This window comes from Okeania sp. SIO2B9 (genome assembly GCF_010672505.1).
Taxonomy (GTDB): Bacteria; Cyanobacteriota; Cyanobacteriia; order Cyanobacteriales; family Microcoleaceae; genus Okeania; species Okeania hirsuta.
In genome coordinates this window covers 1-7,097 of sequence record NZ_JAAHGK010000254.1, presented here as the reverse complement: position 1 = coordinate 7,097, position 7,097 = coordinate 1, and the positions used below count along the sequence as shown (strand labels likewise).

The 7,097-nt window shown below is 39.1% G+C and carries 6 protein-coding genes; all 6 read left to right on the top strand.

The window, feature by feature from the left end:
• Window positions 1–639: FAD-dependent monooxygenase (locus tag F6K13_RS11425; protein WP_287287410.1), on the top strand; the 639-nt coding region annotated here is incomplete at its 5' end.
• A 71-nt stretch (window positions 640–710) separates the two neighbouring features.
• Complete coding sequence (locus F6K13_RS11420) at window positions 711–2,201, top strand: cupin domain-containing protein (protein WP_124146325.1); 1,491 nt, start codon at window positions 711–713, stop codon at window positions 2,199–2,201.
• 219 nt (window positions 2,202–2,420) lie between these two features.
• Entirely contained in the window at window positions 2,421–3,539 is a 1,119-nt protein-coding gene (locus tag F6K13_RS11415) for a cupin domain-containing protein (RefSeq protein WP_124154142.1), read from the top strand.
• A 112-nt stretch (window positions 3,540–3,651) separates the two neighbouring features.
• On the top strand, window positions 3,652–4,740 hold the full coding sequence (locus F6K13_RS11410; RefSeq protein ID WP_153183450.1) for an SGNH/GDSL hydrolase family protein: 1,089 nt from the start codon (window positions 3,652–3,654) through the stop codon (window positions 4,738–4,740).
• 155 nt (window positions 4,741–4,895) lie between these two features.
• Window positions 4,896–5,516: a glutathione S-transferase family protein gene (locus tag F6K13_RS11405; protein WP_124146328.1), complete on the top strand. Its 621-nt coding sequence runs from the start codon at window positions 4,896–4,898 to the stop codon at window positions 5,514–5,516.
• A 504-nt stretch (window positions 5,517–6,020) separates the two neighbouring features.
• Entirely contained in the window at window positions 6,021–7,046 is a 1,026-nt protein-coding gene (locus tag F6K13_RS11400; RefSeq protein ID WP_240041527.1) for a sulfite exporter TauE/SafE family protein, read from the top strand.
• Window positions 7,047–7,097 lie beyond the last annotated feature (51 nt).

The window sequence follows — 7,097 nt, the reverse complement described above, 5'->3', positions numbered from 1 at the left end:
ATAATCGTTGATAACCCATGGGTTCCATCACATAATTCCGCAGCCCAGTATACTCTTTATGGTGTACATCCAGATGGTTTTGCAGCTCATATGCTTCGCAATAGCAAGATTTCTCGCTATTACCTTCAAATTCCCAGCACCGATACTTTAGAAGATTGGTCAGATGAGCACATCTGGGCTAATTTACACCAGCGGCTTGCTAAAGAAGGATGTCCGTTAAATGAAGGCGAAATCTTTCAAAAGCGTATTATGGAGCTGCGGAATTATGTGATGGAACCCATGGGTTATCAACGATTATTATTAGCAGGAGATGCAGCTCATATTATTACCCCAATGGGTGGAAAAGGCTTAAATTTAGCGGTGCAAGATGCGGGAGTTTTAGCAGAGACATTGATTAGCTACTATCTCGAAAACCACGATCTTTCTTATCTAAACCGCTACTCCGAAATTCGCTTGCCCTACATCTGGCGTGCTCAAGAATTCTCCTACAGCTTGTTAACAATGTTGCACTCACCGGAAGGAGAGGATTTAGAGGATGTACGTTTTCGACGTAAACTCAGTGAATCTAAGCTCTCTCAATTAACAACTTCATCAACATTTGCTAAGAATTTTGCCCGAAACTACGTTGGTATTGTATAATTTTCGAGATTCCTTGGGAGACCAGGGAATTTCAGACCATTACATTGTCAAAATTTTTAGCAGGTATACCCATGAATGCCAGTACTAAGTCTACCGCATTTTACGTCGCTAGTTCATTTCTATTAATTTTGGGAATCAGTTTTCCAGCAGAAGCTCACTTTGGTTTTGATTTCCATGAGCATGGACAACAGGATTCCTCAAATGTTTCTTCTTTTACCATTCCGACCAATGCTACTGAAGCTTCAAATACTCTTGAAATCACAGCAAATGGTGACACTCCAGTTGTATTACCTGATGTAGACCGTCCGGGCTTTTGGCTATTCAGTGACAACGCAGAGTTTGTTGAAATTGGTGACAATACTGATGGTCAGTTAGCACTTTTTGATTTCATTACCTTACCGGGTGGACCACTACCTCACTATCACACCCTTGAAGATGAGTTTGTCTACGTTCTTGAGGGAGAAATAACCTATCAACTTGAAGACCAACTCTTTACTGCGACACCTGGAACCTTCATTTCTAAACCGAAAGATGTTCTCCATGCTTTTGTTAATGCGGGTGAAGAACCTGCCCGTCACATAGAGTTTGTAATCCCGGCTGGAATTGATGGCCTATTTGAACTTTTGGGTCAACCGGGAACCTCTGATAATCCACCTTTTCCTCAACTTCCAACACCTGAATTATTAGAGGGTGGCTTCCAACTGTTGAGGGATTTTGGGGTAGTGGCACCTGACTCATTACTCATTACTCCCCCTCAATTTGGAATTACGCAAGAGGGTGATCCTGAACTTGTTGTAATTCGTCCGGGTGAAGCTGATGGAGAAGCGAGTGCGACACTGATTGTTAGTAATCCTGAAGATGACTCAACTGTTGCTGAAATTCCTGTTACCTTTGGGGATGGAGAACGAATTCAAAACTTAGAGATTACTGGTATTGAAGGTGCAGAAAATCAGAACTTTGAACTGACCTTAGTTGATCCGATTGATACCAGTATTGCACTCCTACAAAATAAAGCCCTTTTCACCTTGGGTGAGGATAATACTTACACCTTAATTGATGGGTATTCTCCGGATGATTTTCCTCTGTTACTCCCTGATCCGAATCCGAATTCTTTTTGGTTAGGTGGAAGTAATTATACACAGGTTGCTAACCTGAATCAAACGGAAGGACTGCTCTCATTATTTGATGTCTTTATTCCCGAACAAAACTCAGGGATTGAAGAATTATTAACAGCTCCAACCGATTTAGCACTCTACACGTTGGATGGAGAGCTAACTATTAATGTTGCCGATCAATCCTTTAGTGCCGATCCGGATACCTTTATTTACTTGCCAGAAGGAAGCAAGTACAGTTTTAGTAACTTTGAAACATTTTCCGCTCGCACTCTACTATTTACGACTGATAATCCCTCTAAATTAGAAGATTTTGTTATGACATTTGGTACTCCAGATGATCAAGACAATGTAAATATTCCTGAGCCTTCTTTGATTTCTGGTTTACTACTCATGGCTTGCAGTGCAGGCGCTCTGTTGAATAAAAATCGTAAATCAGTAAATCATTAGACATCTCCAGAAAAGAGGGAACTTAGATAGCCCAATTCAATTGTCATTGTTTGATACTTCTGAGTTGACTACTAGATGTAAAAAGTTTAATGGTGCACTTCGGGCGATCAATTAAGTTTGTTCTCAAATTTTAGGGGAAAGTAATTTATATGCTGGTTGCTTTCCTCCCAACACTAAAACACACTTTATAGTGTGGGTCTCCAGCAACTATTTTTATTAATGAATACAAAAACTAAGTCTACCGCATTTTACGTCGCTAGCTCATTTCTATTAGCTTTAGGAATCAGTTTCCCCGCACAAGCTCACGTTGGTTTACATTTCCATGAGCATGAACAACAGGATTCCTCAACAGAAACATCTAGCTCGACAGAAACATCTAGCCCGATTGATATCTATGATTTTTTGAATGGCCCCATTCCCACGGCTATCACTGATTATGTAGCCGGGTTAGATGATATCTCAGCGACATCTTTATTCTACCAAGATTTAGAAACTGCATGGGTTGCAGGTGGACGAATTTCCTTTGTTGAAACAGGCGAGACCACTAATGAACAATACACCCTATTAGATGTGGTTGTTGTCCCTGGTGGTGGTACTCCATTACACTTCCATGAAAATGAAGCTGAGTGGTTTTTCATGCTGGATGGTACTTTAGAGTTTCAATTAGAAGACCAAACAGCACTGACACCACCTGAAACGCTTATTTTTGGCCCCGAAAATGGCAAGCACGCCTTCCGAAATCAGACATCAGATTTGGCGAGGCTACTCATTTATTATGAACCTACAGGAGTTGAAGACTTTTTCCGGGAAGTCGGTCAGCCCGTAACAGATCCATTTAATCAACCTCCTGTAAATCCTGAAGAACTTTTGGAAGCCGCCCCAGCAAACGGGCTTATATTTCCTAGCTCACTAGAGTTTGCCGGTAATCAATTCTTCACTGAGGAAGGGTCTTCTGTCGCAACAGTAGATGTAATCCGCACTGGTGCTGTTGAGGATATTGTTGGTGGTAGCATTTTTCTAGGTACTGGAACTGAAATCCCAATTGAGTTTGGTATTGGCGAGAGTTTTCAAAGGGTAAATATTCCCCTACCTAATGACATTAACACCATTGACTTATTCTTAAAAAATCCTACGGGTGGAGCTTCTATTGGTCTGCTAGCAGACCAGGCTATTATTAGGACAAGATCAATCCCTGAGTCTTCTTTCCCTGTTGGTTTGTTAGCTTTTGGTACAATCGGTGCAGGTTTAATGCTCAAAAATCGCAAGTCAAATCAATGGAATGTAGAACGTAGTTTCATGTTTAATTCATCTAAAACAAAGTCTTCTAAAACTTTATAAACAGAAGTTTAGCGTCAGACTTTTTTAATCTCAGAAAATAAAAACTGGAGTGGAAAAAATCCTGCTCCAGGACTTAAATTGATAACTCAACTAGGACAAGGAGAAATTTTTGATGAGCATCACTATCGATCAAATCTTTGATGAAGATTTTTATCTTTCTCAATATCCAGAAGTGGCTGATGCGATCGCAAATGGTACTGCCAACAGTCCCCTCGATCATTACCTAACAGTTGGTCAATATCAGGGTGATCTTCCCGGCAAACTTTTTAGCGATGTTTATGTCTTTGGAGATAGTTTTTCTGATGATGGGAATTTGTTTGAACTGACTAACGGTATTTTTCCAGAATTTCCAAATTTTGAAGGACGTTTTACCAATGGGATAATTTGGATTGAAACTTTAATCCCTGAGTTGGGTTTAGAGATAAATCCTGAAAATAATGTCGCCTATGGAGGTGCAACGACAGGAACCGATAATGTTCTCAATCCGAGAACAGATGTTTTACCCGATAACCTACTGCCTTTACCCGGAATCCAAACACAAATTGATGATTTTGTCGCCGAAAATCCTGTTGCCGATCCCGATGCACTTTATATGGTTTGGGGAGGCGGTAATGATTATGTGGGTTTAAGTCTAACGGAAGTTGATACACCCATTACCAACTTATTAACAACAATTGATAAATTAGCCGATGCAGGGGCAAAAAATATTATGATACCTAATCTTTTTGATTTAGGTGCAATTCCCCTTGCTGTTAATGGTTCTCCTGAAGTTCAGCAAAGACTGGCACAAGTTACTCAAGATCATAATGCAGCGTTGCAAACAGCTTTAGAAGAAGTTGAACAAAATTCAGATATCAATATTATTCAGGTTGATATGTATTCAGCCCTGAATCAAGCTATAGAAAATCCAGCTAACTTTGGGTTTTCTAATGTCACAGAGGCTTTTTTAGATACGAATGCAACCAATCCTGATGAATTTGTATTCTGGAATCCGATTCATCCTACTGTCCGTTCTCATAATTTATTTGCAAATCAGGCTCAGAAATCTCTTTCTGAGGTTTCTGAAGTGCTGAGTATTGTCGAAGCAACTCAAGAATATCCCCGTCAATCTGTACCTGAACCTTCAATTTTTAATTCCGGATTGGTGATTGTATTGGCATTATTATTTTTGAGTAATAACTTATCAAAAAAAACAAGATAAATTATCCGGAATACTGACATTTTGCCCCCCTAGACCCCCAAATTTGGGGGGAATAAGAGTCAACTTGCTTCTAAAAGTCCCCCTAAATTGGGGGATTTAGGGGGCTTTCACATCAAGTTAACTGAAAATTTCACTGCTCAACCTAGGAGTCTTCAATGATTGAACTGTACACACACAATACCCCAAACGGTCACAAAATTTCTATTTGTTTGGAAGAACTTGAACTCCCTTACACTGTAAAGCATATAAATGTTTATGAGGGAGAACAATTCAAAGAAGAATTTGTTGCACTCAATCCTAATGCTAAAGTTCCAGTAATTGTAGATCAAGAAACTGGACAAACGGTATTTGAATCCTGTGCAATTTTACTCTATCTTGCAGATAAAACTGGACGGTTAGTATCACAATCAACTCAAGGTCGTTGGGAAGCAATTCAATGGTTGTTTTTCCAAGCGGCTTCTATTGGACCAATGTTCGGACAACGAGCGCACTTTGCCTTGTTTGCTCCTGAAAAAATCCCTTACGCAATTGAACGCTATACCAAAGAAACTGAAAGGCTGTATGGTGTCCTTGAACAACGTTTGAAGCAGCAAAAATATCTCTGCGGTGATGAATACTCTATTGTAGATATTGCCCATTGGGGTTGGGTTTATACTGCTAAACGTATGGGATTTGGCTTCGATCAGTTTTCCTGCTTAATCGCATGGCACGATCAAATTGCAGAACGTCCTGCGGTTCAGAAAGGAATTCAAGTTCCTGGACCTCTTCCTTTCTAAGTTCATCACAATAGATAGAGATGTCTGGTGCTATTTCAACAGAAATATTATGCATTATGTAATTTTATGATTCCAGACATCTCTGGAGATGTCTATTGAAAAACACTATTCATCAAATATCAACAACCCATCACTTTTTGAGGATAAACTGATTTGCAAAATTTTTACAACTGATAAAACTCAACTCACGAGTTGTTTTTTTTGACTGTTTTTTAAATCAGTAATAAAATATGAGGATTTTTAATCCCTGTTATATCATGTTCGGATGATTAGTTATAAAAACTTCTTCACTTCAAACTTTGCTCTCTTCCTTCTGCCTTCTGCCTTCTGCCCTCTGCCTTTCCTCTGCCAAAGTATAAGTATTTAACCTAGGATGATATTATATCAATTTGTTTACTAATAATCAACTTAAGGGATATTAATTATATTTGATCAAAGCCGCAATCAAAAAGCTGATAAAATTAGCTTTTTTATAAAAAAATAATCTTCAATAGTTTAAAGTTTATGTATTCATTATTTCAGTTGATTTTATCCCAACGTTCCATTCGTTATAGTCTATTGTGTGTACTCACAGTTTGGACAAGCTGGCTGATTATTCTTGAACCTAGTCGAGCTATTTATAACCTGATTGAACATTGGGAATTTGCCTTCACAATGGTCTTTGGTTCCATGGTTGCAGGAGCGACAAGTATGGGAGGAGGCGCAGTTGCTTTTCCAGCTTTAACAAAGTGGCTTCACGTCTCTCCCCCTGATGCAAAACTCTTTTCTTTAGCCATTCAAAGTATTGGCATGAGTGCCGCATCTTTTACGATTGTGGCTATGAAAACTCAAGTAGAATGGAAGTTAATTCGTTGGGTGAGTTTAGGGGGAATTCCAGGTATTTTTATGGGAACAGCTTTTCTGGCTCCTTTACTTCCTCCCGAAGTCATAAAAATTTCATTTACAATGATGATTGGCAGTTTTGCCCTCATTTTAATTCACTTAAATTTAACTAAGAATGAACGGAAATTTACTATTGAACACTGGGGTAAACGAGAAAAAATTTTATCTCTAGTCGTCGGATTAATGGGTGGTATGATTAGCGGTTTAGTCGGAAGTGGAATGGATGTTTTTGCCTACTCTGTAATGGTGTTACTATTTGGTTTGTGTGAGAAAGTTAGCACTCCTACTTCAGTGATTTTGATGGCAATTAATGCCGTCACAGGCTTTTTAATTCATAACTTTATCCTGGGGGATTTTGTTACTCCCGTCAGTAATTATTGGTTAGCGGCGGTTCCGGTTGTGGTAGTTGGTGCGCCAACAGGAGCAATTCTTTGTAGTCTGATGGAACGTCAAATGGTGGTTTGGATTTTGATTAGTTTAATTGGAATTGAATTGTTGACTTCTTTATTGTTGATTCCGCTCACAACATCCGTAGTTTCGGCTGGATTGTTTGCCCTGATTTTATTTACTTCATTTTATTATCTCATGTATCGCACAAAACTAAGATGCTCTTCTCAAGGGGTGACAAGCATTTCAAAACTATTGTGAGATAAAGGATCAACCCACATTCCGCACCACAAAATGTAGTATAGGAGAAGA